This is a genomic window from Cellulomonas sp. PSBB021 (genome assembly GCF_002240455.1).
Lineage (GTDB): Bacteria > Actinomycetota > Actinomycetes > Actinomycetales > Cellulomonadaceae > Cellulomonas > Cellulomonas uda.
Map to the genome: position 1 here is coordinate 3,358,790 of NZ_CP021430.1, position 25,377 is coordinate 3,384,166.

Here is a 25,377-nt window from a genome sequence, read left to right on the forward strand (position 1 = left end):
CGCCTGTAGAGTTTCGGCAGCATCCTCGAAAGGACGGGTCCACATGCACGTTCGAGCCGCCGACACTGTCGCGCACGCCGCCGCAGGAGCCTTCGCGCAGGTCGTGCCGGACGCGCCCCCGGGCCCGCTCATCGACAGCATCTGGACCGCCGACCCGTCGGGGCACGTGTGGGACGGCACGCTGTGGATCTACCCCTCGCACGACGAGGACACGGGTGCGACCGCCGACGACCACGGCAGCCACTACGACATGCGCGACTACCACGTGCTGTCCCTCGACTCCCTCGACGGCGAGGTCGTCGACCACGGTGTCGCACTGACGCTCGAGCAGGTCCCGTGGGCCGCGCGCCAGCTGTGGGCGCCCGACGCCGCGCGCCGCGGCGACACGTACTACCTGTACTTCCCCGCCAAGGACCGCGACGGCGTGTTCCGCATCGGCGTCGCCACGGCCGAGCACCCCGCGGGCCCGTTCACCGCGCAGCCCGAGCCGATCCCCGGCGCGTACAGCATCGACCCCGCGGTCTTCACCGACGACGACGGCTCGTCGTACCTGGTCACCGGCGGCATCCTCGGCGGGCAGCTGCAGCGCTGGCGCGACGACGTCTACACCGGCGTCGACGCGTACCCCGGGCTCGACGAGCCCGCGCTCGCCCCCCGCATCGCCCGGCTGTCCGACGACCTGCTGTCCCTCGCCGAGCCGACGCGCCCGCTCGTCCTCGTGGACGACGAGGGCCGTGCGCTCACGTCACGCGACCCGAACCGGTTCTTCGAGGGTGCGTGGATCAGCAAGGTCGGTGACACGTACGTCTTCATGTACTCGAACGGCGACTCCCACCAGCTCGTCCACGCCACGGGGGACTCGCCGTACGGGCCGTTCACGTACCGGGGCGTGCTGCTCGACCCGGTGATCGGCTGGACGACGCACGGCTCGATCGTCGAGTGGAACGGCGCGTGGTACCTGCTGTACCACGACGCCGAGCGCTCGGGTCGTGACCACCTGCGCACGGTCCGCATGGCCCGCCTGGACCTGCGCCCCGACGGCACCTTCGCGACGGTCCGCCGCTAGACCTCGGCGTCGGCCGGCTGCTCGTCCGTCGCGTCGGCGCTGCTGTCGGCGTCGGCGGGCGTCTCGGCGGACGCGGCCTCGGCCGCCTTCTTGGCCTGCTCCTGGTCGAAGAGCACGCGCGCGGCCATCATGCTCGCGAGGTCGATGTTCGTCACGGCCTGCCACACGCCGATGAGCAGCGTGACGAGGCCGATGAGCCCGATGATCGCGCCGAGCACCATCGTCGGCACCCCCGCGCTGGTGTCGTAGCCGTCGAGCACGATCGACCGCAGGTTCTGCTGCTGGCCGGCCAGGTAGATGACGACCCCGAAGATCAGGATGACGACGCCCCACAGGACGGTCCCCGCGGACGGCTTCCACTGGCTCGACCTCATCATGACCTCCGTGACCGCCGGCGGCACGTCCGCCTGCGCCGACCGTAGTGCGCGGCGGAACCTCGTGGGCCCGTAACCCGGGCTCGACCGGGTGAGATGACGAAGGCCGCCCCGGGGAGGAACCGGGGCGGCCTTCGTCCGCGTGGTCAGACCCGCCGACGCCGCGAGGCGAGCGCCACGACGAGGCCGCCCACCAGGAGCAGGCCCGCGCCGAGCGTCAGGACCCGTCCGGCCGAGGTGCCCGTGACGGCGAGCGCCGGGGTCGGGGTGGTGGCCGGGACCGGCGAGGGGGCGGCGGGTGCGTCCTCGAGCGCCACGAGCACGCCCGCCGCGACGCTCACGTGGCTGTCTCATTTCGAGGAGTGGACGCGCGGGACATGACGGAGGGCCGGGACGACGCCCGTCCCGGCCCTCCTGCCTGCCCCTCGAGCGGGACTACCGCACGTCGTCGTCGACCCAGTCGAACGTCTTCGTGACGGCCTTCTTCCACAGCCGGTACTGCCGGTCGCGCTCGTCGGTGTCCATCTGCGGGGTCCAGCGCTTGTCCTCGGCCCAGTTGTCGATGACGTCCTGCTCGCCGCTCCAGTAGCCGACGGCGATGCCCGCCGCGTACGCGGCGCCCAGCGCGGTGGTCTCGGCGATCTTGGGCCGCACCACGTCCACGCCGAGGATGTCGGCCTGGAACTGCATGAGCGCCTCGTTGGCGATCATGCCGCCGTCGACCTTGAGCTCGGTGAGGTCCACGCCCGAGTCGGCGTTCATGGCGTCGAGGACCTCGCGCGTCTGGAACGCCGTGGCCTCGAGGGCCGCGCGCGCGATGTGCCCCTTGTTGACGAACCGCGTGAGCCCGACGAGCGCACCGCGCGCGTCGGACCGCCAGTACGGCGCGAACAGCCCCGAGAACGCGGGCACGAAGTACGCGCCGCCGTTGTCCTCGACGCTCGCCGCGAGCTGCTCGATCTCGGGCGCCGACGAGATGATCCCGAGGTTGTCGCGCAGCCACTGGACCAGGGACCCGGTGACGGCGATCGAGCCCTCGAGCGCGTACACCGCGTCGGCGTCGCCGATCTTGTAGCAGACCGTGGTGAGCAGGCCGTTCTTGCTCGGCACGATCTCGGTCCCGGTGTTGATGAGCATGAAGTTGCCGGTGCCGTACGTGTTCTTCGCGTGCCCGACCTCGAAGCACGCCTGCCCGAACGTCGCGGCCTGCTGGTCACCGAGGATGCCGGCGATCGGCACGCCCGCGAGCAGGCCCTTCGCGCGGCCCTCGCCGTAGACCTCGGACGACGAGCGGATCTCGGGCAGCATGGACATCGGGATGCCCATCTCGCCCGCGATCTCCTCGTTCCACGTGAGCGAGTCGAGGTTCATGAGCATGGTCCGCGACGCGTTCGTCACGTCGGTGACGTGCACGCCGCCGTCCGGCCCGCCCGTCATGTTCCACAGCACCCACGAGTCGGTGTTGCCGAACGCCAGGTGGCCCGCCTCGGCCTTCTCGCGCGCACCCTCGACGTTGTCGAGGATCCAGCGGATCTTCGGGCCCGAGAAGTAGGTCGCCAGCGGCAGACCCACCCGGTCCTTGTACCGCTCCGCGCCGCCCCCCGCAGCGCCGAGCTCGTCGCAGATCTTCTGCGTGCGCGTGTCCTGCCAGACGATCGCGTGGTAGACCGGCTCACCCGTGCGCTTGTCCCAGACGACCGCGGTCTCGCGCTGGTTGGTGATGCCGACGGCCTCGATGTCGGAGTTCTGCAGGCTCGCCCGGCCGAGCGCCTGCCCGACGACCTCGCGGGTGTTGACCCAGATCTCGGTCGCGTCGTGCTCGACCCAGCCCGCCCTCGGGAAGATCTGCTCGTGCTCCTTCTGCCCGGTCGCGATGATCTGCGCCTTGTGGTCGAAGATGATCGCGCGCGTGCTCGTCGTGCCCTGGTCGATCGCCATGACGTACTTCGTGTCAGACATCAGCTTCCTTCACCTCGTCGTGAGTGGGGGATGGGTGACGTGCGCGGTCAGCCCAGGTAGTCGAGCGTCCACTGCGCGAGCAGGCCGGCGATCGCACCGCCGACGATCGGGCCGAGGACCGGGACCCACGCGTACCCCCAGTCGCTCGAGCCCTTGCCCTTGATGGGCAGCAGTGCGTGCGCGATGCGCGGGCCGAGGTCACGGTTCGGGTTGATCGCGTAGCCCGTGGGGCCACCGAGGCTCGCGCCGATCCCGACGACGAGCAGCGCGACCGGGAGCGGGCCGAGGTTCGCCGGGTTCTTCGCGAACATGAGGATGACGTAGACGAGCACGAACGTGCCGATCGCCTCGGTCACGAAGTTCCAGCCGTAGCTGCGCACGGCCGGGCCCGTGGAGAACACCGCGAGCTTGGTGCCCGGGTCCGCCTCCTCGTCGAAGTGCTTCTTGTACGCGAGGAACGCAAGCACGGCACCGAGGAACGCGCCGAGCATCTCCGCCGCGAGGTACACGAACGTGGACGCCGCCGTGACGGCGACCCCGGGCGCGTACTCGTCGGCGCCGTTGGCCAGCAGACCGATCGTCACCGCGAAGTTCAGGTGCGCGCCGGACAGGAACGCCGCGTACACACCGGCGAAGACGGCGAGGCCCCATCCGAAGTTGATGAGCAGCCAGCCGCCACCGAAGCCTTTGGTACCCGGGAGGATCACGTTGGCGACGACCCCCGCACCGAGCAGGAGCAGCAGGGTCGTGCCGACGACCTCGGAGACGAACACTTGCATGAGCGAGACGTCCATGGGTCCTCACTTCTCGGAGACGGGACTTCGTTGTCACGTGCTCCCGCGCCGGGGGGCGCGGGCGTTCGGGGGGTGGGGCTCAGGACTCCAGCGGTCGCATCGGGGCCAGGTCCAGCGCGCGCAGGCGCACCTTCTGAGCCGACGCGTCGTCGGTCTCCTGCGCCGCGGCGTCCTCGGCCTCGGCGCGCGCGCGGTACGCCTCGACCTCGCGGCGCGTCGTCGCGTCGTCCCAGCCGAGCACCGGCGCGACGAGCGCGGCGATCTCCTCGAGCGCGCTCACCCCCTTGTCCGCCTGCTCGTAGTTGAGGCGCGTGCGGTGCATGAGCACGTCGTCGAGGTGCAGCGCGCCCTCGTGGCTCGCGGCGTACACGACCTCCGCGCCGATGTACGCCGGTGCGTGCGTGAGCGGCTGGGCGAGCTCGGGGCGCTCGTCGCACAGGTCCGTCAGCTCGCCCAGCAGCGAGCCGTACCGGTGCAGCAGGTGGTCCATGCGCGGGCGGTCCCAGCCGTACCGCCGGGCGATCGCACGCGACTGGCGCTGGACGACCGGCAGGCCCTCCGCGCCCACGAGCGGCAGGTCGTGCGTGAGCGACGGCAACGTCGTCGCGCGCGAGCCGATCGCGAAGTCCACGGCGTCCTTCGCCATGACGCGGTACGTCGTGAGCTTGCCGCCCGCGATGACCGTCAGGCCCGGCGTGGGGGAGGCCACGGTGTGCTCGCGCGACACCTTGGCCGACGACGTGCCCTCCTTGGTACCGGGCTGCAGCAGCGGCCGCAGGCCGGCCCACGTGCCGATCACGTCGTCGCGCGTGAGCGGCCGGGCGAGCACCGCGTTCGCGTGCTCGATGACGTAGTCGATGTCGGCGCTCGTCGCGACCGGGTGCGTGAGCTCCTGCTCCCACGGGGTGTCGGTCGTGCCGATCACCCAGTACCGCGACCACGGGATGATGAACAGGACCGACTTCTCGGTCTGCAGGATCAGTCCCGTGTCGCCCGCGATCCGCGAGCGCGGCACGACGATGTGGATGCCCTTCGACGCCAGCACGCGCAGCCCGCCTTCGGAGCCGGCGAGCGACTCCGTCTGCTCGGTCCACACGCCCGTCGCGTTGATGACGTGGCGGGCGCGCACGTCGATGCGCTCGCCCGTCTCGAGGTCCTCGACGACCGCGCCCGTGACCGCGCCGCCCGTCGTCGTCTGCAGGTCGAGGATCTGCGTGCGGCTCGCGGCGTGCGCGCCGTAGCTCACGGCCGTGCGGACCAGCGTCGAGACCAGGCGGGCGTCGTCCACGCTCGCGTCCCAGTACCGGACCGCGCCGATCGCCGCGTCGTGGCGCAGGTCGGGGAACAGGCGCTCCATGCCCTTGCGCGTCAGGTGCCGGTGGATCGGCATCGCGCGGCGTGAGCCCGAGACGGTGGCGAGCGTGTCGTACAGCGCGACGCCCGCACCGACGTACGCGCGCTCCCACACCCGGTTCTCCAGCGGGTACAGGAACGAGACCGGCTTGACCAGGTGGGGCGCGATCCGCTGGATCAGCAGGTCGCGCTCGGTGAGCGCCTCGCGCACCAGGTGGAAGTCGAGCATCTGCAGGTAGCGCAGGCCGCCGTGCACCAGCTTGCTCGAGCGGCTCGACGTGCCGCTCGCCCAGTCCTGCGCCTCGACGATCGCGGTGGACAGCCCGCGGGTGACCGCGTCGAGCGCGATGCCCGCGCCCGTGACGCCGCCGCCGACGACGAGGACGTCGAGCTCGTCGCCCTGCCGCGCGGACTCGCGCAACCTCGTCAGTGCGTCCTGCCGTGCCTGGGCCGTCAGTGCAGCGGTCCTCATCGCACGTCCTCCTGGTGGTGCTCGTCCGTCGTCGTCCCTGTCGCCCGATCCGGCGGCGCTCGCTATGGTCATCACGACCAGAACGAATGCGCAACCGGAGTGCACATACGTGCACCCTGGGCCGCGCCCGCCGTCGTGAGGGGGAGCGATGGAGCTGGACCGCGAGCAGGACGTGCTGCGCGCCGCGTCGATGTACTACCTCCAGGACCTGAAGATGGAGGTCATCGCGCGGCACCTGGGCACCTCCCGGTCCACGGTGTCCCGGCTCATCAAGCGCGCGCGGGAGACCGGCCTCGTCGAGATCACCCTGCGCCCGGCGAGCACGCGCGCCCCCGGCCTCGGCCGGTCGCTGTCCGCCGCGTTCGGCATCGACGCGTACGTCGTGCCCGTCCCCGACTCGTCGTCCCACATCGAGCGGCTCGACCAGGTGTCCATGACCGCCGCCAAGCTCCTGACCTCGTGGTTCGACTCCGACATGGTGCTGGGCGTCGCCTGGGGGACCACCCTCGCGTCCGTGTCCCGCTACCTCGTGCCCAAACCCACCCGCGGGTCCGCCGTGGTGCAGCTCAACGGCGCCGCGAACATGCGCACGTCCGGCGTCGACTACGCGAGCGACCTCATCTCGTCGTTCGGTACCGCGTTCGCGGCCGCCGTGCACCATTTCTCGGTCCCCGCGTTCTTCGACTTCTCCGACACCAAGGCCGCCATGTGGCGCGAACGCTCCGTGCGGCGCGTGCTCGACATGCAACGACGTGCGGACATCGCGGTGTTCTCCGTCGGGGCCGTCGCCGGCGCCGTGCCCTCCCACGTGTACTCCGCCGGGTACCTCGACGACGCGGACGTGCGCGTCCTGCACGACGAAGGCGTCGTCGGCGACGTGTGCACCGTCTTCCTGCGCGCCGACGGGTCCTGGGAGGACGTCCCGCTCAACGCCCGCGCCACCGGACCCACCCCCACCGAGCTCCAGCGCCTCCCGCGGCGCGTGTGCGTCGTCGCCGGCGACAACAAGGTCGCGCCGCTGCTCGCAGCCCTGCGCGCGGGTGTCGTCACCGACCTCGTCGTCGACGAGACGACCGCTGTCGGCCTGCTCGACGCCGCCGAGCCCGCCCCCGCGCGCCGCACCCGCACGCGCGGCTGACGACGCGCGGAACCGGACACCCGCACCGCACCGGCACGGGCGGCACCTAGGTTGGACCCGTGACCGCAGCGCCCGTGCACGTCCGTCCAGCACTGCCCGCCGACGTGCGCGCGATCCGAGGGCTCGTCCAGCCCTACGCGCAGGAGCGCATCCTGCTGGCCAAGGAGTGGGTCGGCTACTACGAGTCCGTGCAGGAGTTCCTGGTCGCGGAGTCCGACGAGGACGCGACCGCCGGGCAGGTCGTCGGGTGCGGCGCGCTGCACGTCATGTGGGAGCACCTCGCCGAGGTCCGCACGCTCGCGGTCGACCGGTCCTTCCGCGGCCGACGCGTCGGGCACGCGCTGCTCACCGCGCTCATGGACCGCGCCCGCGCGCTCGGGCTGCGGCACCTGTTCTGCCTCACGTTCGAGGTCGAGTTCTTCACCCAGCACGGGTTCCACGCCATCGAGGGCCAGGCGGTCGACGCCGAGGTCTACGCCGAGCTGCTGCGCTCGCACGACGACGGCGTCGCCGAGTTCCTCGACCTCGCGCGGGTCAAGCCCAACACCCTGGGGAACACGCGCATGCTCGTCGAGCTCTGACCCCCACGCGTCAGCCCGGCAGCGCGTACACCGGCGGCTCGTCCTCGCCCGCCGCCACCTCCACGACGAGGCCGTCCGCCAGCAGCCCCGCGAGCGCACGGGCCCGCTGCGGCGTCGCCGGCCACGCCTCGTCGAGCACGTGCCGCGGTACCGGCACGGGCGACCCGCGCAGCAGCGCCATCACCCGGCCGCGGACCTGGCGGTCCGTGCCGTGCCACGCCTGCGTGCGCCGCCGGTGCGCGTGCACGTCGCCCGGCCGCCCCCCCGCCACCCACGCGCACGACGAGACGAGCGGGCACTGCCCGCAGCGCGGCGAGCGCGCCGTGCACACCAGCGCCCCGAGCTCCATGCTCGCCGCCGCCCACCGCGCCGCGGGCGCGTCCTGCGCCGGGACCAGCGCCCGCGCCCGCTCCACCTCCGCGCGGGTCTGCGTCGGCGCCGGCAGCGCCGCACCGTCCACCGCTCGCGCCAGGACCCGTCGCACGTTCGTGTCGAGCACCACCGCGCGCCGCCCGAACGCGAACGCGCGCACCGCCGCCGCCGTGTACGCCCCGACCCCCGGCAGCGCCAGCAGCGCGTCCTCGTCGTCCGGGACCCGCCCGCCGTGCCGCTCCACGAGCACCCGCGCGCACTCCTGCAGGCGCAGCGCCCGGCGCGGGTACCCGAGCCGGTCCCACGCACGCAGCACGTCCGCCGTCGGCGCCGTCGCCAGGTCCGCGGGCGTCGGCCACCGCCCCAGCCACGCGCGCCACGCCGGCTCCACCCGCACCACGGGCGTCTGCTGCAGCATGACCTCGCTGACCAGCACACCCCACGGCGTGCGGTCCGGCGCGCGCCACGGCAGGTCCCGCGCGTGCTCGTCGAACCAGTCCACGACCGGCCCGACGAGGTCGACCGGTGCCGGCGCCGGTGCGGGTGCCGGTGCGGGCCCGGAGGCGGGCGGGACGAGGCTCACCCCCGCATCCTGCCAACGATCGGCGGCGCGCCCGACCGCGCAGCGCGCGTGCACCCCGGCGCGGCTCGTACCGTGGGCCCCGACGTCGTCGGACACCGACGACGGGGATGTCGACGGACAGGTCGACGGGCAGGACGACGGGAGGGGCGCACGTGGCGGAGCCGAGAACGGGACGCCCACGGGCCGGAGGGCCGCGGCCCGTGTTGCCCCGCCGGGTGTACGTCGTGCGGCGGCTGGTCGCGCTCGCGGTCGTCGCCGCGCTCGTCGTCGCCGCCGTGCTCGTCGTGCGGGCCGTGACGCGCCCCGACGACGGCACGCCCGCCGCGCCGACCTCGCGCACCCCGAAGGCCGCCGCGACCACCCCCGACGCCGCACCCACGCTCTCACCCGTCGAGGCCGCCGCGCGCGCCGCCGGCGTCCCGGTCTGCCGCGTCGCCGACCTCGACGTCGGGTTCGACGCCACCAAGACCGCCTACGAGGGCACGGAGCGGCCCTCGTTCCGCATCACCTACACCAACACCGGCGACGAGCCGTGCCTCGTCGACGCGGGTGACGGCATGCGTCGTGTGAGCGTCGTCTCGGGCGACGACACGGTGTGGGCGTCCTGGCACTGCGGGCGCGACGCCGAGAGCCGCCCGCTGCTGCTCGGGCCCGACGAGCCGAGCAAGGAGACCTACCGCTGGCCGCGCGTGCGGTCCGTCAAGGGCTGCACGCCCGGCCAGCCCGCCCCGCGCCCCGGCACGTACACCGCACGCCTGCTCATCGACGACGAGGTCGTCGCCAAGGCGGTCTTCGACCTGCGGTGATGCCGTCGGGTCCGAGCCCGGCGTCGGGTGCCCGGGGTCCGGTACGGTACGGCTCGCCCGGATCGCCAAGGGGTCCGAAGCGTCCGACGGACCGGATCGTGACAGGGAGTGCGCATGACGTGGCGTCAGTGGGGCTGGACCCTCGTGGTCCTCGGCGTGCTCGGGTTCCTGCTGCTCACGCCGCCCGGCTTCCGCACGGAGGGCGGCGAGCGGGTGGAGTGCCGGTCGATCGGGTTCGAGCTCGCCGACACCGTGCACGTCGACGGCAGCCCGGTGTCCGACCGGGACGCCGCGTGCCAGGACGCCCGCCAGGACCGCCAGACGTTCGTCGTGATCGTGCTGTCCGTCGTCCTCGGCGTGCTCGTCGTCCGGCGTGGGCGGCTCGGCTACGACGAGCCGACGGCACCCGCCGTGCGCCGCGACGACGAGGCCGCCGCGCAGGAGCGTCCTGCGACGTAGCGGTCCCGCAGACGTCTGCGCTGAAGGATGTCGCTCGCCGGGGCGGTCGGACGGAGCGCGAGCGTCAGACGTAGCGTTCGAGGATGCTCGACTCGGCGAGCCGGGACAGGCCCTCGCGCACCGCGCGAGCCCGCTGCTCGCCCACGCCGTCGACGGCCATGAGGTCGTCGATGCCCGCCGCGAGCAGCTTCTGCAGGCCGCCGAAGTGCGACACCAGCCGGTCGACGATCGTGTTCGGCAGCCGCGGGACGCGCGACAGCAGGCGGTACCCGCGCGGGCCGACCGCCGCGTCGAGCGCGTCGCCGCCGCCGGGCAGGCCCAGCACGCGGGCGATCCGCGCGATGTCGAGCAGCTCCGTCGAGTCGAGCACCGCGAGCGACTGCAGCACGGTGTCCAGGTCGTTGCGCGACGCGTCGAGGTAGTCGCGGATCACGAGCTCGCGGTCCGAGCCGATCGTCCCGACGAGCTCGTCGTGCTGCAGCGCGAGCAGCCGGCCGTCGGTGCCGAGCTCGACCACGTAGCTCTCGATCTCGTCGGAGATGCGGCGCACCATCTCCAGGCGCTGCACCACCGCCGAGACGTCGCGGACCGTCACCAGGTCCTCGATCTCGAGCGCCGAGAGCGTGCCCGACACCTCGTCGAGGCGGGTCTTGTACCGCTCGAGCGTGGCGAGCGCCTGGTTCGCGCGGGACAGGATCGTGGTCGAGTCCTCGAGCACGTACCGCTGGTTGCCCACGTAGAGCGCGATGATCCGCATCGACGCGGAGACCGAGATCACGGGCAGGCCGGTCTGCTTCGCGACGCGCTCCGCGGTGCGGTGACGGGTGCCCGACTCGGACGTCTCGATCGTCACGTCCGGCAGCAGCTGGACCGCGGCGCGCAGGATCTTGCTGATGTCCCGGTCGACCACCACCGCGCCGTCCATCTTGCACAGCTCGCGCAGCCGGGTCGCCGAGAACTCCACGTCCAGCACGAACCCGCCCGAGCAGATGCTCTCGACCGTGCGGTCGAAGCCGCAGACGATCAGCGCGCCCGTGCGGCCCCGCAGGATCCGCTCGAGACCGTCGCGCAGGGCGCTGCCCGGCGCGACCGCTGCGAGGGTCGAGCGCAGCAGGTCGTCGGGGGAGTGCGTGGCAGCCACGCGACTGATGGTAACGATGCCTCCCGGGACGCTCAGGCAACCGGCGCCGGCTGGGCGGGTGAAGCGGCCGTCATGACGAGCTGGACGGCGTGCGCCAGGTCCGTCGCGCCGAGCACGTGCACCCCCTCGGGCGGCACCAGGTCGTCCACCGACGACGCGGGCACGAGCGCGCGCCGGAAGCCCAGCCGGGCCGCCTCGGCGAGGCGTCGGCCGATCCCCGGGACGGCCCGGATCTCGCCCGCGAGGCCGACCTCGCCGAGCGCGACGAGCCCGCGCGGCAGCGCCACGTCCTCCCGCGAGCCGATCGCGGCGAGCGCGAGCGCGAGGTCGCCCGCGGGCTCGACCACCCGCGCGCCGCCGACCGTCGAGACGTAGACGTCCTGGTCCGCGAGGCGCGCACCGAGCCGGCGCTGCAGCACCGCGAGCACCATCGCGAGCCGCGCCGAGTCGACCCCGCTGGTCGTGCGCCGCGGGTTCGGGGCGGCAGAGGGAGCGACGAGCGCCTGCACCTCGACCGCGAGCGGGCGGCGGCCCTCGAGCGTCACGGTCAGGCACGTGCCCGGCACCGCGTGCAGCGCCTGCGACACGAACAGCCCCGACGGGTCCGGCAGCCCGACGATGCCCGACTCCGACAGGTCGAAGCAGCCGACCTCGTCCGTCGGCCCGTAGCGGTTCTTCGTGGCGCGCAGCAGGCGCAGCCGCGAGTGCCGGTCACCTTCGAACTGGCACACCACGTCGACGAGGTGCTCGAGCGTGCGCGGCCCCGCCACCGACCCGTCCTTGGTCACGTGCCCGACGAGCACCACCGGCATGTCCCGCGACTTCGCGGCCTGGATGAGCGCCGAGCTCACCTCACGCACCTGTGCGACACCGCCTGCCGAGCCCTCGACCTGCGCCGACGCGATGGTCTGCACCGAGTCCAGGACCAGCAGGTCCGGGTCGGACTGCTCGACGTGACCGAGCACGCTCGCCAGGTCCGTCTCGTCCGCCAGCAGCAGGGCCGGGTCGAGCGCGCGGATCCGGCCCGCGCGCAGCCGCACCTGCGCGGTGGACTCCTCGCCCGTCACGTACAGCACGCGCCGGCCGCCCCGCGCGGCGCGCGCCGCGACGTCCAGCAGCAGCGTCGACTTGCCCACCCCCGGCTCGCCCGCCAGCAGCACCACCGCACCGGGCACGAGCCCGCCGCCGAGCACGCGGTCCAGCTCGTCGACGCCCGTCGGGCGCGCCTGCGCGCTCTCGGCCGGGATCTCGTCGATCGGCCGCGCGGGACCACGCGACGGGGGAGCGGCCGCGGTCCGCGGCGCACCGCCGCCCGGGCCCGCCTCCTCGACCACCGAGCCCCACGACTGGCACTCGCCGCACCGGCCGACCCACTTCGTCGTCGTCCACCCGCACTCGGTGCACCGGAACCCCGGGGTCCGGGAAGCCGAGGACCGTCCGCTCTTCGTCGCCACGGCGCGCACGCTAGCCGCCGCCTCCGACATCCCCCGCACCCCGTGCGGCAGCGGTGCGACACGAGCGTGTCCGCGCCGCGCGGGCTCGCGGACCCCCACCCGCGACGCTGGGTAGGCTGCGCAGGTCCGCACGGAGCCAACGAGGGGGACCCATGAGCGACAGCGGCGCACCGCAGGACCCGACGACCCCCGCGGGCCCGACGACGCCCGGCGGCACGCCGTACCAGCCGCGCGTGCTGCCCACCCGCGGCACCACGCCCCCACCCGCCGAGCCGACGGTCACGCCGCGGGTCGGCGGCGGCGCGCACGCCGCGTTCGCCACCGGTCAGAGCGGTGCCGCGACCCCCGGGGCCGGGTCAGGCGCGTCGCACCCCCCGCAGCACGCCGCGCCCCGCACCCCGGCGCACGCGTCGCAGCCGGCACCCGCCGGCACCGCGGCCGGTGAGCCGCCCACGGGCGACGCCACGGCCGCGGGTGGTCGGCGTCCGCGGTGGCTCCTGCCCGTCGCGATCGGTGCGGGCGTGCTCGTCGTCGGCGGTGTCGTCACGGGCATCGTCCTGGCGAACCGGTCGGGCGACTCCGCCACCCCCGTGGCGGCCACGACGATCCGCCTGCCCTCCCCGACGCCCGCGGTCGACCCCGTCGCGCGGGAGGCGGACACGCCGTTCGCCCAGGTGCTCCCCGCGTCCGTGCTGCAGTACGCGCTCGCGTCGTCGGGCGTCGACGACACGTGGACCGACGCCGGTGCGCTCGAGGCCTGGTCGGAGCAGTTCACCGACGGCGCGAGCGGCACGTTCACCGTGCAGTCCGGCCAGTGGGCGAGCAACGCGGAGGCCAAGGCGTTCGCCGAGTCGCTCACCGCCGAGCTGCCGACCGACACCGCGCAGGGCGACCAGGCGGGCACCGTGCCGAGCGGCACCGAACAGAACGGCACCGAGCAGAACGGCACCGAGCAGAACGGCACCGAGCAGGGCGACGGCGCGCAGTCCGGTGACGACGCGTCGCTGCCCGCGAAGCCCGCGCCCGCGCAGTCGTCCGACGACACGCTTCCGCAGTCGGACGCGGTCCGGGTGGGCGACGACGCGATCGTCGGCACCTACACCGCGGTCGACCTCGGCGACGGCACGGGGGTCGTGGTCTGGTACAACCGCACGGCGGTGTTCCGTGCGGAGGGTCCCGTCGCCGACGTCCTCGACTTCTACCGGGCGTTCCCGGTCTGATGCGCGGCGGGGGTCGACCTCGCCGCGGCGACGGTCACCCGCGCCTGGTCACAGCGGCGGGCGCAGCACGTAGCCGATGCCGCGCTGCGTGTGCAGCATCGGCGCGCGCCCTCGGTCGATCTTGCGCCGCAGGTAGCTGACGTACAGCTCGACGACCCCGTCGGCACCGCCGCGGTCGTCGCGCCACACGCGGTCCAGGATCATCCGCTTGGACAGCACGCGGCGCGGGTTGCGCATGAAGTAGGTGAGCAGGGCGCGCTCGGTGGGCGTGAGGTGGATGGGGTCGCCGGCGCGCGTGACCTCGCCGCTGACCTCGTCGAGCTCGAGGTCGCCGACGACGAGGGTGCGCTGGTCCGTCGTGGTCGCTGTCATGCGCCCACGGTGCCGACCGCCCCTGGACCCCACCTGAGCCCTCCCTGTGAAACCGCTGAGAACGGCCCCCCGCCCCCGCGAGGTCGTGCGTTCCTCGCTGAGTCGTGCGGAAGAACGCGCGACCTGGCGAGAGATGCACGACCCGGCGAGCCATGCTCGACCTCGCGGCGCGGGTCGGCCGTCGTCAGCCCAGGTGGGGGATGTCCGCCGACGGGCAGGCGGCGCGCAGGACCGCCTCGATGCCGACGCGCGTGGCCTCCGCGAGGTCGACCGCGTCCTCGTCGAGCAGCCACTGCACCTGCAGGCCGTCCATCAGCGCGATGACCGCGCTCGCGGCGCGCCGCGCGTCGTCGTCGGACACGTCCGGCCCGCCGACCTCGCGCACCGCGGCCGCGACGTCGCCGCGCAGCGTGGTGAACCGTTCGGTCACCCAGGCGCGCGCGGGGTGGTCCTCGGTCACGGACTCGCCGGTCAGCACGGTGTAGCCCTGCACGATGCCGCGGCGCTCCGCGTTGGCGCGCGCGGTGCGCACCAGGTGGTGGAACAGCTCGATGCCGCCGGGGATGTGCTGCCCCTCGAGGTCGGCGACGCCCTGCTCGTCGCGCAGCTGCAGCACCTCGACGAGCAGCTGCTCCTTGGTGCCGAAGTGGTGCAGCACGCCCGCGTGCGTGATGCCCACCTGCTCGGCGACGTCCGCGAGCGAGCCGGTGCGGTACCCCTTGGTGCCGAACGTCCGGGCGGCCGCGCGGACGATCTGCGCACGCCGCGCCTCGGTCGCCACCCGCCGCGGTCGCCTGGCCCCCGGCGCCGGGGCCGCCGCCTCGTCGTCCATGGCGGCCACCCTAGGTGTACTCGGCCATCACGTTGGTGACAGGGCGTTGACGTGGGCGAGGGCCTCCGGCGTAGTGGAGATGTCTCGTCTTCACGATCCGGAGGCCCTCGTGGTTCACGCTAATGCGCGGCTGACGCCGCATGGGAGATGGTTGTTGGTGCAGCGGGTGCGGGTGCAGGGGCGCCCGGTCGCTCATGTCGCCCGCGAGCTGGGTGTCTCGCGCCAGTGCGCGCATCGGTGGGTGGCTCGTTTCGATGCGCAGGGCCGTGCCGGTCTGCAGGACCGGTCCTCGCGTCCGCGACGGTCACCGGCGGTGACCAGCCCTGAGCGGGTCGCACTCGTGCTCGCTGCGCGTGAGCGGTTGCGGCGCGGTCCGGACGAGCTCGCGCGGGCGACCGGAGTGCCGGCGCGGACCGTCTCGCGGATCCTGCGCCGCGCCCACGTGCCCTACCTGTGGCAGTGCGACCCGATCAGCGGTGAGCCGATCCGGGCGTCGAAGGTGACCGCGGTCCGCTACGAGCACGCGCACCCGGGTGACCTCGTGCACGTCGACGTCAAGAAGGTCGGGCGGATCCCGCAAGGCGGTGGGTGGAGAGCGCATGGGCGAGCCGGCACCCAGGCCGCGAAGAAGAAGCGCCCGCTGATCGGCTATGACTACGTCCACGCCGCCGTGGACGACTACTCACGAGTCGCCTACGCCGAGATCCTGCCGGACGAGAAAGGCGCGACCTGCGCGGGCTTCATCGACCGTGCCCTGACCCACTTCGCCGCGCTGGGCACACCCGTCAGAGCCGTCCTCACCGACAACCACTGGTCCTACGCACACGCCCACGAGGTCGCTGCGGTGCTCGCCGCGCACCAGACCGCGCACTGGTTCATCAAGGCCCACTGCCCCTGGCAGAACGGCAAGGTCGAACGATTCAACCGCACCCTCGCCAGCGAATGGGCCTACCGGCATCCATGGACCTCGAACGACCAGCGAACCACCGCCTTCACCACCTGGCTCAACGAGTACAACACTGAACGTCACCACCACGCCGTCGGCGCCGCCCCCGTCACCCGACTGTCACCAACGTGATGGCCGAGTACACCTAGGCGGTCACGTGCGCGGTCCGTGCGCACGCGGTGGTCACGTCGTGGAGGGCTCGTCGCCCGCACGGCGCGGTGGCCTAGCGTGGACGGCGTGACGACCACGACGACCCCGACGACGCCTGCGCGCACCCGCCGCGGCGCGGTCGTCGCGGCGTGCCTCGCGGTGAGCGTCGTGAGCCTCGCGGGCGTCCTGGGGCTGTGGGCGGTGTTCGTCGACACCGAGCAGGGGCAGCTGGTCGACGCCGCCGCGGTCGAGGGCGCGGTGTACGGGCAGACGGAGCTGTGGCGGATGGCCGAGCGGGTGCTCGACGTCGTGTCCGTCTCTGCTATCGCGGTCGTGCTGGTCGTGGCGGTGGGCATCGCGGTGGTGCGGCGGCGCCGGGAGCTCGCGGTGCAGGTCGCGCTCGTCATGGGGGGTGCGAACCTCACGACGCAGGTGCTCAAGTACCTGGTGCTGCCGCGCCCCGACCACGGCGTGGGCACGGGCAGCGCCGAGAACACCCTGCCCAGCGGGCACACCACGGCTGCGACGAGCATCGCGGTCGTCCTGCTGCTCGTCGTGCCGGCGCGGATGCGCCCGCTCGTCGCGGCGGTCGGTGCGGCGTACGCCGCGGCGACCGGGGTCTCGACGCTCGTCGGGCAGTGGCACCGGCCGTCGGACGTGCTGGCGGCGGTGCTCGTCGTGCTCGCGTGGACGGCGGCGACGTGCGCGCTCACGGCGTCGTGGCCGCCGCGGCCCGGGCCGGACGTCGACGGCCCGCCGCCGACCCCGCGGCTGCAGGGCGGCACGCTCGGCGCGCTGTGGACCGTGGCGCTCCTGGCCGGGGCGGGTGCGGTGGCCGCGCTCGCACGGACGTGGCAGGCGGTCCCGGGTGCGGGCACGCGCTCGGAGCTGCTGTGGGCGTACGGCGGCGGTGTGCTCGGCACGGTCGCGGCGTGCGCCGCGACGTTCGCGACCGCGCTCGCGCTGCGCCATGCCGCGGGACGCCGGTTGCGAAGCGCTTGACGGGTCGTCGTAGAGTCCCCAGACGTACGAGCCACGCGCGGCACTCAGCCGGTGCGGGCCGTCAGACAGGAAGAGGCACGCATGTCGGCAGGGCGCAAGCTCGTCATCGTCGAGTCGCCCGCCAAGGCCCGCACGATCGCGGGGTACCTGGGCGACGACTTCGACGTCGAGGCGAGCGTCGGGCACATCCGTGACCTGCCGCAGCCCTCGGAGCTGCCGGCCGAGATGAAGAAGGGCCCCTTCGGGAAGTTCGCGGTCGACGTCGAGAACGGCTTCCAGCCCTACTACGTGGTCGACTCCGACAAGAAGAAGAAGGTCGCGGAGCTGAAGAAGCTCCTCAAGGAGTCCGACGAGCTCTACCTCGCGACCGATGAGGACCGCGAGGGCGAGGCCATCGCGTGGCACCTGCTGGCCGAGCTCAAGCCCAAGGTGCCGGTCAAGCGCATGGTGTTCCACGAGATCACGCGCGAGGCGATCACGCGGGCGCTGGAGAACACGCGCGAGCTCGACGACCGCCTCGTCGACGCGCAGGAGACCCGCCGCATCCTCGACCGCCTGTACGGCTACGAGGTCAGCCCGGTGCTGTGGCGCAAGGTCCGTCAGGGCCTGTCCGCGGGCCGCGTGCAGTCGGTCGCGACGCGGCTCGTCGTCGAGCGCGAGCGCGAGCGCATGGCGTTCGTCCCGGCGGACTACTGGGACCTCACGGGCACGTTCGCGGTGGCCGACGACGACGAGCCCGCCTTCCAGGCGCGGCTCACGGCTCTCGACGGCTCGCGTGTGGCCTCGGGCCGTGACTTCACCGACCGCGGCGTGCTCAAGACGGACGCGGTGCAGCTCGACGAGGCCGCCGCGACGTCGCTCGTCGCCGCGCTCGACGGTGCGGCGTTCGAGGTCCGCAGCCTCGAGACGAAGCCCTACACGCGCCGGCCGGCGGCGCCGTTCACCACGTCCACGCTGCAGCAGGAGGCGTCGCGCAAGCTGCGGATGTCCTCGCGGCAGACCATGCGCACCGCGCAGACGCTGTACGAGAACGGCTACATCACGTACATGCGTACCGACTCGCCCGTGCTGTCGACGCAGGCGATCTCCGCCGCGCGGCGTCAGGCGGCCGAGCTGTACGGCGCGGAGTACGTCCCCGACGCGCCGCGCGTGTACGCCTCCAAGGCGAAGGGCGCGCAGGAGGCGCACGAGGCGATCCGCCCCGCGGGCGACCACTTCCGCACGCCGGCGCAGGTCGCGCGCGAGCTCTCGGGCGACCAGTTCAAGCTGTACGAGCTGATCTGGAAGCGCACGGTCGCCTCGCAGATGGCGGACGCGCGCGGGCAGACCGCGTCCGTGCGCCTCGGCGCCGTCGCGGCCGACGGGCGGGACGCCGTGTTCTCCGCGTCCGGCACCGTGATCACGTTCCGCGGCTTCCTCGCGGCGTACGAGGAGGGCCGCGACGTCTCGCGGTACGACGACGACGCGGCGCCGGCCGACGAGAAGGACGCGCGCCTGCCGAAGATGGCGCAGGGTGACCCGCTCACGGGCCGTGACCTCACCGCGGACGGGCACCGCACGTCACCGCCGCCCCGCTTCACCGAGGCGTCGCTCGTCAAGGCGCTCGAGGAGCGCGGGATCGGCCGCCCCTCGACGTACGCCGCGACGATCTCGACGATCCTCGACCGCGGGTACGTCACGAGCCGCGGCCAGGCGCTCGTGCCGTCGTGGCTGGCGTTCGCGGTGACGCGCCTGCTCGAGGAGAACTTCGACCGGCTCGTCGACTACGACTTCACCGCCTCGATGGAGGAGGACCTCGACGCGATCGCGTCGGGCGAGAAGGACCGCGTCGCGTGGCTCACGCACTTCTACTTCGGCGACTCCGACGAGGGTGAGGGCCTGCGCGACCTCGTCGCGAACCTCGGCGACATCGACGCGCGCGAGGTCAACTCGATCGACATCGGCGAGGGCATCACGCTGCGCGTGGGCCGCTACGGTCCGTACCTCGAGGACCCGTCGGTGCTCGGTGAGGACGGCAACCCCCGCCGCGCGTCGGTGCCCGAGGACCTCGCGCCCGACGAGCTCACGGTCGAGCGGGCGCGTGCGCTGCTCGACAGCGAGCCCGAGGGGGACCAGGTGCTCGGTACCGACCCGACGACGGGCACGACGATCGTCGCGAAGAACGGCCGCTACGGCCCGTACGTCACCGAGCTGCTGCCCGAGCCCGAGCTCGACCCGGGCCTGTCCGCCGCGGCACGCAAGAAGGCCCTGGCCGCCGCGCCGAAGCCGCGCACCGCGTCGCTGTTCAAGTCGATGTCGCTCGACACCGTGACGATCGACGACGCGCTCAAGCTCCTCTCGCTCCCGCGCGTCGTCGGCGTGGACCCCGAGTCGGGCGCGGAGATCACCGCGCAGAACGGCCGCTACGGCCCGTACCTGAAGAAGGGCACGGACTCGCGCACGCTCGCGTCGGAGGAGGCGCTGTTCACGACGACGCTCGAGGAGGCGCTCGCGATCTACGCGCAGCCCAAGCGCGGGCGCGGCGCGACCGCGACGCCGCCGCTGCGCGAGCTGGGCGACGACCCGACGTCGGGCAAGCCGATCGTCGTGAAGGACGGCCGGTTCGGGCTGTACGTGACCGACGGCGTGACCAACCGGACGCTGCCCAAGGACGTGACCGCGGAGTCGATCACGCCCGAGCAGGCGGTCCAGCTGCTCGCCGACAAGCGCGCATCCGCCCCCGCCAAGAAGAAGGCCCCGGCTCGCCGCGCCAAGCCGAGGGCGAGCGCCAAGTCGTCGTCGTGACACACCAGAGATTCCGCTCCGTCGCCGCCCTCGCCGTCGGGTCCCTCGGCCGTCGGCACACTTGCGGGTTGCACGAGCGATGCCACGGCTCTGCCGTCCACGGCTGACTTCGTCACCCTTCGGATCTCGGGCGACGAGGTCGAGCCGTACGCGGGATTCGACGACATGCTGACGTCGGCGGATCTGGCGGCGTCGGGTGTGGTCGGGGGGCCCGGTCCGGTCCGTGGGCGAGCGCGGCTCGGAGGCCTACGTGCTGCCGTTCGAGTTCACGGTGAGCGACGTCGCCAGCGGCGAAGGGCCGCCTGAGGTCGACGTGGAGCTGTCACTCGGCGCGACCGACCCCGAGCAGGCGCACGCGGCGAGGGCGGCGCTCACCGCACCGCTCGCCGCCGACGACCCTCACGGGAAGCCGCTGTGGGCATCCGATCTGAAGGACGTCCGCTCGGTGCGTTCACTCGCTGCGGACCAGTCCGACACGACGTAGCCGCGTGCCGCCCGCGCCACGTCGTCGTCGTGACGCGCCGCTCCCGGACATGACGACGCCCCGCCGGCAGCCCATCCGGCGGGGCGTCGTCGTCCGTGGGGTCAGCGCACGCGCAGCGTGGCGACCGCGGAGATCACCGAGCCCTGGCTGTTGGTGACCACGACCCGGTACCGGGTGCCCGAGTCCTTCGTCGTGCGGGGCTTGACCGTCAGGCTCGACGAGGTCGCGCCCGTCACCTTGACCCACGCCGCGCTGCCGGGCGCCTTGCGGAACCACTGGTAGGTGGGGGCGGGGTAGCCGGTGGCGGTGACGCGGAACGTCGCGGCGCGGTAGCGGGCGACGGTGAGGGACCGCGGCTGGGCCGTGATGCGCGGCTTCGTCCTCGTCACGGTGAGGGTGGCGCCGGACGAGGCCGCCGTGCCCGCCACGTTGGTGAACACCGCGCGCACCTGCCCGCCGTCGTGGGCCTTCGCGAGCCGCAGCGTGAGGGTCGTCGACGTCGCGCCGGCGATCGGCCGCCACGACGCGGCGCCCTTGCTGCGGAACTGCCACTGGACGGTCGGCGCCGGGAGGCCGGACGCCTGGGCCGTGAACGTGACGGTCGTGCCGATCTTCCCCGTCACGGCCGTGGGCTGCGTCGTCACGGCGGGTGCGACCTCGGTGGGCTGGGCGGGGAAGTCGCCGACCTCGAGGTCGTCGAGGTAGAACGTGCCGGTGGGGGGCAGCGCGGGGTCGGCCTGCGTGGCCATGAGGATGACCTCGTTGACCTTCGCGAGCTGTGCGCGCGTCGGCCGCGTCGCCGGGTCGATCCCCGCCGGCCACGTCGCGACCGCGTCGGCGAACGCCGCACGCACGGTGCGCGCGGAGCCCGTGAGCGGCACCGGGAGGTCCCAGTACCAGTCGTCGCCCGTGCCCGACGCGGACACGGTGCGGAACCGCAGCGAGAGCGACTGGCCCGAGCCGTTCGGGTCGACCCACGCGGAGATGCCGTCGAGCCCGGCCCACGAGTGTCCGCCCAGCCAGCGCGACTCCTGCAGGTACGTGGTCGTCGAGAAGTCGTAGGCGAACGCGGCGGCCGCCGAGCCGCCCGCGCCCTTGCCGGGTGCCAGCGCGAGCTGCCAGCCGTCGCCCCACTCCTGCTCGGCGATGTTGTTCCACGCGGCGCGCAGGTCCGTGGTGGCGCCGTACTGGTCGAACCGGTCCAGCACCTCGGGCGTGCCGTCCGGCACCTCCGGCTCGGCGTCACCGCCCACGACGCGGATCTCGTCCACCCCGAACGTGCCCGACCCGCTCTGCGAGCTCGACGCGAGCACGAGCTCGTTCACCACGCCCAGCGCCTCGTCGGAGATCGGTGTGGTGAGGTCCTGCGGCCAGGACGGTGCGAACGACGAGAACGGGATCTCGACGACGTGCCACGACGTGTCGGTCAGCGGGACCTGCGCGAGGTAGTACGTCCCGCCGCCCAGGCCGAGCTGGACGGCGAGCTGGTTGCCCGTGCCGTCGCCCTTGACCCGCAGCGACAGCGCGTCCCGGCCGGACCAGTCCTGCCCGCCGAGCCAGCGCGCGACGTCCTGCCACGCGCCGTCCGCGTGGTCGTAGGTGAACGCCAGCGCCTGCGCGCCCTCGCCCGCGTCCGTCGACAGGCTGACGAGGTCGGTCTTGGCGCGGTTGCCCCACGCGGCGTCGAACGCGGCCTCGTCGGCGTAGGACTCGAAGTCGTCCACGAGGATCGGCTCGGCCGACGGCTCGGGGTCGACGTACTCGCCCTCGCCGGACGCCGCGATGTCGTCGAGCAGGACCGAGCCCGTGAGCGGCGCGTCGCCCCCGGCGTCGTTCAGGTAGACGAAGAACTGGGAGACCTTCGCGAGCCGCTCCCAGGTGAGCGTCTGCCCGAGGTTCGCGGTGTCCCACGGCGCGACGGTGAACTCGGTCCACGGGATCGAGGCGACGTACGGCTCGTCGCCCGCGAGCGACGGGTACGCCTCGAACGTGACGCCGCCCGCCTGGACCTGGACGACGAGCTTGTGACCGGACGCGTCCGGGTCGACCCACAGGTCGAGCTGCCCGAAGCCGGACCAGTTCTGCGTGGGCGCGTACGACTTCCCGAAGCCCAGGTAGCCCGTGCGCGAGGCGGGGAAGTCGTACGACAGGCGCACCGCCTGGCCGTCGCCGTGGTCGGCGAGTGCGATGGCCGAGGAGGTCGCGTTGGCGGTCGTGTACGCCGCGCGCAGCGCGACGTCGTCGCCGTACCCCTCGAAGTCGTCGACCGTGCCGACGGGCAGCACGGGCGCCGAGCCGAGGATGAGCGACACGTCGTCCGACAGGTCGTGACCGCCGCCCGTCGCGGTGACCTCCGCCGGGACGGTGCGGTTCGTCAGGGCGTCCTCGCCGACCTCCCAGGTGGCCGACCAGTAGCCGTCGTCGTCGGGCGCGAGCTCGAGCGGCTCGTAGCCCGCGGCCGTGAACGTCACGGTGTCGACGCCGGGCGCGGCGGTCACCTTGGCGCGCACGGTCGTCGTCGCGGTGGTGACGCGCGTGCCGTCGGCCGGGGTGACGACCCGCAGCGCGGGCTCCTGCGCCCCGGCGGTGGCCGTGAGCGCGTACGGGTCACCCGTCTGGCTCGCGAACACCGACGCGTCGTCGTCGTACAGCGCCTGGAAGTCCGCCGCCATCTCGTGGCCCGCGTACGGGACGTAGATCTGGCCCGAGCCGAAGTTCGCCCACGTGAGCATCCACGCGACCCGGCTCGCGGTGGGGCTGGCGCTCAGGCCGTCGAGCAGCTCGGTGAAGTAGTGCAGCGACTTGTTGCCGCTGGGCTTGATCGTGCGGTCGCCGTTGCGGCCGAACTCGGTGAACGCGGGGACCTTGCCGCGCTCGGCCGCCAGGTCGACCACCATCTCGAGGTCGTCGACGACGGCCGCGACCCATGCGGTCGAGTCGTCGGCGGCGTCGGAGTTCTCGTAGTTGTCGTACCCGAGCACGTCGACCCACTGGTCGCCGGGGTACGTCTCCAGGTAGCGCGCGGCGTCGCCGTCGAACGTGCCGTTGGGGGAGAACGCGTAGAGCAGGTTGTGCACGCCCAAGACGTCGCGCAGGTACTCGACCGTGTACCGGAAGATCTCCTTGTACTCGCCGACGCTCGCGTGCGCGGCGCCCCACCAGAACCACGAGCCGGTGTTCTCGTGGAACGGTCGGAAGACGATCGGCACGAGCGAGCCGTCCGTGCGCTGCGCGCTCTGCGCGGCCAGCGCCACCAGGTCGAGGTACGCGCGATACTCCGCGTTGGTGTCGCCGCCCGGCAGGATGTGGCTGACGACGCGACCCTCGGTGTCGTAGAACGAGCCGCCCGTGACGAAGTTCGGCATGTGCGCGGAGAGCGTGACGAGTGCGCCCAGGTCGTCGGCGCGGACCATCTCCGCGGCGAGCGCGAGCGCGTTCTCCTCGTCGGTGCGGGTGTGCGAGCCGGGCTTCTCGTCGCCCTTGAGCGCGAGCGTGTCGAAGCCGAAGATGCCCGGCAGGTCGCCCGTCACGTCGTGCACGTCGGACCTCAGCGGCTTGCCGTCGGGACCCGTGACCGACGACGAGACGGCCTCGTCGGTCGCGTGCTGCTGGCCGAACAGGATGCCGCCGGACTCCTGGTCGCGCAGGTAGCGCATCAGGGAGCGGGTCTGCGCGGTGGCGTCGGTGTCCGCGATCGCGACGGTGCCGCCCGAGCCGGGCGCGGGGTCGTCGGCGGCGTGCGCGCTGCCGGCCGCCGCCGTCAGGCCGGTGAGGGTCAGGGCCGCGGCGGCGACGAGCGCGACCGCTCGGCGGGCGGGGCGGGTGGCTGCTGAGGTGGGCATCGCGTTCTCCGTCGAACGACCCGGCGGGCGCGCCGGGCGACCGCACGGCCCACCGTCGGGCCGATGGCGACCGAGACTAACTAAGTCAAGCGAGCAAAGAAAGTGCACGAGCCCGACCAAAACGGTCCACACGCTAGGTTGACGCCATGGCTCGCACTCCCGACCCCCGCACCGCCCCGCCCGTCCGCTGGGGGATCCTCGGCGCCGGCCGCATCGCCGGCACGTTCGCCGACGCCGTCGGCAGCCAGACGCGCGCGCAGGTCGTCGCGGTCGGCTCGCGGCACCGGGACCGCGCCGAGCGGTTCGCCACCGCGCACGGCATCCCCACCACGCACCTCGGGTACGAGGCGCTCGTCGAGGACCCGCAGGTCGACGTCGTCTACGTCGCCACGCCGCACTCCGAGCACCTCGAGCACGCGCTGCTCGCGATCCGCGCGGGCAAGCACGTCCTCGTCGAGAAGGCGTTCACGCGCAACGCCGACGAGGCGCAGCAGGTCTTCGACGCCGCACGCGATGCGGGCGTGTTCGTCATGGAGGCCATGTGGACCCAGTTCCTGCCGCACGTCGCGGCGCTGCACCAGGTCATCGACGCCGGTGAGATCGGCGACGTGGTCAACGTGACCGCCGACCACGGCCAGCACATGGCGTTCGACCCGGCCTCGCGCCTGTACGCCCCCGAGCTCGCCGGCGGCGCGCTGCTCGACCTGGGCGTCTACCCGGTCTCGTTCGCGCACGACCTGCTGGGCGTCCCCGACTCCGTGCACGCCGTCGGCCAGCTCACCTCGACCGGCGTCGACGGGCACGTCTCGGTGGTCCTCGCGTACGGCGAGCGCACGCAGGCGACGCTCTCGACGACCCTGTGGGCCCGCACGCCCACGGTCGCGCTCGTCTCCGGCACCGAGGGGTACATCGAGGTCGCCGGGCCGTTCTACGGACCCTCGTCGTTCCGCGTCACGCGCAACGACGGGCGCGTGTGGACGTTCGAGCAGCCCGGCACCAAGGGCCTGCAGTACGAGGCCGCCGAGGTCGCCCGGCGCATCGCCGACGGCGAGACGCAGAGCCCGCGCATGACCTGGCAGGGCACGGTCGAGGTGCTGCGCACGCTCGACGAGGTGCGCCGGCAGATCGGCCTCGCGTACCCCGGGGAGTGACCCACGGCCCCGCACCCGCGGGGGCGGTGATGTGGGCGCGGG

The 25,377-nt window shown here is 73.3% G+C and carries 21 protein-coding genes and 1 pseudogene; 11 read left to right on the plus strand and 11 right to left on the minus strand.

What is annotated here, in order from left to right:
* The first annotated feature begins 43 nt into the window (after positions 1-43).
* Positions 44-1,066 (plus strand): glycoside hydrolase family 43 protein, encoded by a 1,023-nt coding sequence (locus CBP52_RS15425; RefSeq protein ID WP_094181704.1) that lies wholly within the window; start codon positions 44-46, stop codon positions 1,064-1,066.
* Here CBP52_RS15425 and CBP52_RS15430 read toward each other — a convergent pair.
* The 5 genes from CBP52_RS15430 to CBP52_RS15450 all read right to left on the minus strand — a co-directional run bounded on the left by CBP52_RS15430 (position 1,063) and on the right by CBP52_RS15450 (position 6,018).
* Complete coding sequence (locus tag CBP52_RS15430) at positions 1,063-1,440, minus strand: hypothetical protein (protein ID WP_157732674.1); 378 nt, start codon at positions 1,438-1,440, stop codon at positions 1,063-1,065. The two genes, CBP52_RS15425 and CBP52_RS15430, sit on opposite strands and share 4 nt — an antisense overlap.
* 146 nt (positions 1,441-1,586) lie before the next feature.
* Positions 1,587-1,781 (minus strand): hypothetical protein, encoded by a 195-nt coding sequence (locus CBP52_RS15435; protein ID WP_094181706.1) that lies wholly within the window; start codon positions 1,779-1,781, stop codon positions 1,587-1,589.
* Positions 1,782-1,875: 94 nt separating this feature from the next.
* A complete protein-coding gene (gene glpK / locus CBP52_RS15440) occupies positions 1,876-3,399 on the minus strand; it encodes a glycerol kinase GlpK (RefSeq protein WP_094181707.1) in 1,524 nt (507 codons plus the stop codon).
* A 47-nt stretch (positions 3,400-3,446) separates the two neighbouring features.
* Positions 3,447-4,178, minus strand: a complete 732-nt coding sequence (locus tag CBP52_RS15445) for an MIP/aquaporin family protein (RefSeq protein ID WP_232514535.1) — start codon at positions 4,176-4,178, stop codon at positions 3,447-3,449.
* 94 nt (positions 4,179-4,272) lie between these two features.
* On the minus strand, positions 4,273-6,018 hold the full coding sequence (locus CBP52_RS15450) for a glycerol-3-phosphate dehydrogenase/oxidase (RefSeq protein ID WP_094181709.1): 1,746 nt from the start codon (positions 6,016-6,018) through the stop codon (positions 4,273-4,275).
* A gap of 148 nt (positions 6,019-6,166) precedes the next feature.
* Between CBP52_RS15450 and CBP52_RS15455 the strand changes: the two genes are divergently transcribed.
* Together CBP52_RS15455 and CBP52_RS15460 are read left to right on the plus strand one after the other, a co-directional pair.
* Positions 6,167-7,156, plus strand: coding sequence for a sugar-binding transcriptional regulator (locus CBP52_RS15455; RefSeq protein WP_094181710.1), 990 nt, complete (start codon positions 6,167-6,169; stop codon positions 7,154-7,156).
* Between the two features lie 59 nt (positions 7,157-7,215).
* Entirely contained in the window at positions 7,216-7,737 is a 522-nt protein-coding gene (locus CBP52_RS15460) for an amino-acid N-acetyltransferase (protein ID WP_094181711.1), read from the plus strand.
* 10 nt (positions 7,738-7,747) lie between these two features.
* Here the strand turns inward: CBP52_RS15460 and CBP52_RS15465 are convergent, their stop codons facing one another.
* On the minus strand, positions 7,748-8,692 hold the full coding sequence (locus CBP52_RS15465) for an A/G-specific adenine glycosylase (protein WP_094182437.1): 945 nt from the start codon (positions 8,690-8,692) through the stop codon (positions 7,748-7,750).
* A gap of 200 nt (positions 8,693-8,892) precedes the next feature.
* On the opposite strand from CBP52_RS15465, the gene CBP52_RS15470 reads away from it, so the two are divergent.
* Entirely contained in the window at positions 8,893-9,498 is a 606-nt protein-coding gene (locus CBP52_RS15470) for a hypothetical protein (protein ID WP_157732675.1), read from the plus strand.
* 114 nt (positions 9,499-9,612) lie between these two features.
* Positions 9,613-9,957, plus strand: a complete 345-nt coding sequence (locus CBP52_RS15475) for a hypothetical protein (RefSeq protein WP_157732676.1) — start codon at positions 9,613-9,615, stop codon at positions 9,955-9,957.
* Positions 9,958-10,021: 64 nt separating this feature from the next.
* Here the strand turns inward: CBP52_RS15475 and disA are convergent, their stop codons facing one another.
* Both disA and radA read right to left on the minus strand, forming a co-directional pair.
* Positions 10,022-11,098, minus strand: coding sequence for a DNA integrity scanning diadenylate cyclase DisA (gene disA, locus CBP52_RS15480; RefSeq protein WP_094181714.1), 1,077 nt, complete (start codon positions 11,096-11,098; stop codon positions 10,022-10,024).
* Positions 11,099-11,130: 32 nt separating this feature from the next.
* Positions 11,131-12,582: a DNA repair protein RadA gene (gene radA / locus CBP52_RS15485; protein ID WP_094181715.1), complete on the minus strand. Its 1,452-nt coding sequence runs from the start codon at positions 12,580-12,582 to the stop codon at positions 11,131-11,133.
* 122 nt (positions 12,583-12,704) lie between these two features.
* On the opposite strand from radA, the gene CBP52_RS15490 reads away from it, so the two are divergent.
* Entirely contained in the window at positions 12,705-13,772 is a 1,068-nt protein-coding gene (locus CBP52_RS15490; RefSeq protein WP_094181716.1) for a hypothetical protein, read from the plus strand.
* 48 nt (positions 13,773-13,820) lie between these two features.
* Here CBP52_RS15490 and CBP52_RS15495 read toward each other — a convergent pair.
* Together CBP52_RS15495 and CBP52_RS15500 are read right to left on the minus strand one after the other, a co-directional pair.
* Positions 13,821-14,114, minus strand: a pseudogene (locus tag CBP52_RS15495) (winged helix-turn-helix domain-containing protein); the annotation flags it as partial.
* 214 nt (positions 14,115-14,328) lie between these two features.
* The gene (locus tag CBP52_RS15500; RefSeq protein ID WP_094181718.1) at positions 14,329-14,976 is read right to left on the minus strand and encodes a TetR/AcrR family transcriptional regulator; all 648 of its coding nucleotides are present in this window, start codon (positions 14,974-14,976) and stop codon (positions 14,329-14,331) included.
* 109 nt (positions 14,977-15,085) lie between these two features.
* On the opposite strand from CBP52_RS15500, the gene CBP52_RS15505 reads away from it, so the two are divergent.
* The 4 genes from CBP52_RS15505 to CBP52_RS15520 all read left to right on the plus strand — a co-directional run bounded on the left by CBP52_RS15505 (position 15,086) and on the right by CBP52_RS15520 (position 20,342).
* Positions 15,086-16,054 carry an IS481 family transposase gene (locus CBP52_RS15505; RefSeq protein WP_157732448.1) on the plus strand — a complete coding sequence of 323 codons (969 nt, stop codon included), beginning with the start codon at positions 15,086-15,088 and terminating at the stop codon, positions 16,052-16,054.
* Positions 16,055-16,159: 105 nt separating this feature from the next.
* Positions 16,160-17,074 carry a phosphatase PAP2 family protein gene (locus CBP52_RS15510; RefSeq protein WP_232514536.1) on the plus strand — a complete coding sequence of 305 codons (915 nt, stop codon included), beginning with the start codon at positions 16,160-16,162 and terminating at the stop codon, positions 17,072-17,074.
* An 81-nt stretch (positions 17,075-17,155) separates the two neighbouring features.
* Positions 17,156-19,858 carry a type I DNA topoisomerase gene (gene topA, locus CBP52_RS15515; RefSeq protein WP_094181720.1) on the plus strand — a complete coding sequence of 901 codons (2,703 nt, stop codon included), beginning with the start codon at positions 17,156-17,158 and terminating at the stop codon, positions 19,856-19,858.
* Positions 19,859-20,108: 250 nt separating this feature from the next.
* Positions 20,109-20,342 (plus strand): hypothetical protein, encoded by a 234-nt coding sequence (locus CBP52_RS15520; protein WP_157732677.1) that lies wholly within the window; start codon positions 20,109-20,111, stop codon positions 20,340-20,342.
* A gap of 101 nt (positions 20,343-20,443) precedes the next feature.
* Here the strand turns inward: CBP52_RS15520 and CBP52_RS15525 are convergent, their stop codons facing one another.
* A complete protein-coding gene (locus tag CBP52_RS15525) occupies positions 20,444-24,184 on the minus strand; it encodes a glycosyl hydrolase (RefSeq protein ID WP_094181722.1) in 3,741 nt (1,246 codons plus the stop codon).
* 146 nt (positions 24,185-24,330) lie between these two features.
* On the opposite strand from CBP52_RS15525, the gene CBP52_RS15530 reads away from it, so the two are divergent.
* Positions 24,331-25,335 (plus strand): Gfo/Idh/MocA family protein, encoded by a 1,005-nt coding sequence (locus CBP52_RS15530; RefSeq protein ID WP_094181723.1) that lies wholly within the window; start codon positions 24,331-24,333, stop codon positions 25,333-25,335.
* Positions 25,336-25,377: the final 42 nt, after the last annotated feature.